The following is a 2,445-nucleotide window of genomic DNA, read 5'->3' as shown; positions in this document are numbered from 1 at the left end:
CTCCCTGGGCTAAGGTCTCCCTTCAAAAGGAAACCCTTATCGTGGTCTTCTATTTAATTTCTGATGCGTCCGACCTGACCAGAAGATAGAATCGAAAAAATTCGAAAAAAAATTATAGTATTTGACGCTGATCAGACTAAATTCATTTATGAAAATCTTTCTCTTAAAAAAACCATAAGAATTCAAGGGCTATCTGGTTCTGGGAAAACAGAGTTACTTCTACACAAACTTAAAGAGATTTACTCGACCACAGAGGATGAAAAAATTTTCTTCACTTGCCATAATATTGCGTTAGCCAAGAAACTTAGAGAAAGAGTGCCTAACTTTTTCGATTTCATGAGAGTCGATAAACAAATTAAGTGGAACGAAAAATTGTGGGTATCTCATGCCTGGGGAAGTCAAGGAAACCCAAATTCTGGCCTCTACGCTCTTATTTGTGACTTTTATCAACTTCCCTTCCACAGATATAGTAGGTTCTTCGGCTATAAAGAAATCTTTGCCGAATTATTGGAAAACATTAGAAAAATACCTAAAGAAGAATTTAAGTTTTGCCTAGATTATCTCCTAATTGATGAGAGTCAAGATTTTCCAAAAGAATTTTTTGAACTTATAGAATTAGTAGTAAAGAAAAAAATCTATGCTGCAGGAGATGTGTTCCAAAACATTTTTGCGAAGACCGACTCTAATACAAAAAACATTGTGGATATTAACTTAAGACAATGCTATAGAACTGATCCAAGAACGCTAATGTTTGCACATGGATTAGAGCTTGGGCTCTTTGAGTTAGAAAAATTACAATGGTTTTCAAATGAACAGTGGAAATTGCTAGGATACGAGATTAAAAAAAATAACAAAAGGACAATTACCTTAACTCGAACGCCAAACATACGTTTTTCGGAAGAAGAAAACTACGAGAGCGTTAAACTTGTTGAAGATACATCAGAAGAAAAAATATGTGAACTTGTTAATCAAATTCGAGTAGAAAATGAAACCGTAAAACTAGGGGAAATAGCAATTATTTTTGTTAACCAAAAAACAGATATTTTCCAAAGAATGGATTCTCTTACAAACCGCATTTTAATGGATCTAAATCTGGATGTTGTAAGAGGCTATGAAGAAAAACAAACTTACGAAAATAAAATTTACGTCACCAATGCAAACAATGTTAAAGGATTGGAGTTTCCCTTTGTTATTTGTGTAGTTGATGATTTTTCTGCTGATTATCAGTTTAGAAGTTCCCTTTATACGATGATTACACGTTCATTTTTACGCTCCTATATTTTGTTAAACAACTGGCCAGAGTTGTCTTCGATTAAGAAAGGATTGATGAAAATCAATGCTGATCGAGAAATAGAGGTAAGTAAGCCTAACCGTGACCAACTTGCAACCATTAAAAGAAAAATAAACCTCCTTAATTTATCAAACGCTAAGTCTATCGGAGAACTATTTGATGAGGAGCTAGTAAAAAAAGGGGTTTTAAAAGAAACGTCAAAACAAAAAATTAAAGAACTGTTCAAACACTCCGGCCTAACTTATACTCTAGGAGAGTTCTCAAGATTTGTTGATAGTGTTAAAAATCTTTATTGATGACTAAAGCTATTTGGCATTACGAACTTTCTGAGGCGTACTCTAATACTTTCTTTCCCAAACAGATCTTAAAGAGTAAAAAAGAACTTCTTAAGATCTTAATAGAATCCTTGAGATTGGTAACACTTAATACGCCTTCAAATTGCCGACTTTCTGAGGCAACTGTGGTTTTGAAATGTCTCGGGAAAAGTCGACGTTTTTTTTATTTTTCTAAAAATAAGTACTATTCTATTGCATTACCACCCGATCTTCATATTAAGCAGAAAGAAGATAAAGAACTTACGTTTTACGTGAATGGCGAAGAGATTGACAACAAGATGTTTTCAGCCCTTTCTACTTTTATCGATTCCCCCTCCTTTCCTTGCTCTTTTGAAGATTTTATTCTTGAGAGAGATGAAGAATATTATTTTATTATTGACAAACTTCGGCCATTAATTGAACCAATTCTTTATTCTGAGCTTGGTTACGTTAGGTACGATGATGACCTTGGGCACGCTGAGCCAACTTTTCATCCTCGATACCACTTAGATACCAATTTAGCCAAGTCTGCTACTTTTAAAAAAGGATTAAAAAATTCTCTAGCAAGAGAAGATTTTATAGATATATTAGATAACGAAAAAGAAAGATGGTTTCTTTTAAAAAATAGGAAAAAATGATACTTGATTAAGTTTTCCGACTTAGAAATAACGGAAAACTTCACCAATTACGGCAAAATAAGACATTTAACGAAATCGTTTTTGAATGCATAACTTCTAACACACGAATTTCATATAGCTAAAAACACTGCTGTCCAAAATAATTTTCTCTCAAACTTTGACCTCAACATTTACAGTTGATCTAGGTCTGAGGAAGTTAAAA

2 protein-coding genes are annotated in these 2,445 nt (G+C 33.4%); both read left to right on the top strand.

The window, feature by feature from the left end; genetic code table 11:
- The first annotated feature begins 90 nt into the window (after positions 1–90).
- On the top strand, positions 91–1,587 hold the full coding sequence (locus tag E5987_RS13390) for an STM2767 family DEAD/DEAH box helicase (protein WP_338143626.1): 1,497 nt from the start codon (positions 91–93) through the stop codon (positions 1,585–1,587).
- Complete coding sequence (locus E5987_RS12540) at positions 1,587–2,243, top strand: STM2766 family helicase-associated protein (protein WP_160336405.1); 657 nt, start codon at positions 1,587–1,589, stop codon at positions 2,241–2,243. Before E5987_RS13390 ends, E5987_RS12540 begins: the two co-directional genes overlap by 1 nt.
- The last annotated feature ends 202 nt before the right edge of the window (positions 2,244–2,445 follow it).

Source organism: Parasutterella muris (assembly GCF_009767915.1).
GTDB lineage: Bacteria > Pseudomonadota > Gammaproteobacteria > Burkholderiales > Burkholderiaceae_F > Parasutterella > Parasutterella muris.
Note: the sequence above shows the minus strand (reverse complement) of the source record. Positions and strands in the feature narration are given on the sequence as shown.

What these genes read in the sequence shown, in the direction of transcription:
- E5987_RS12540 (WP_160336405.1), top strand. Translation starts at nt 1,587, where the DNA reads ATGACTAAAGCTATTTGGCATTACGAACTTTCTGAGGCGTACTCTAAT.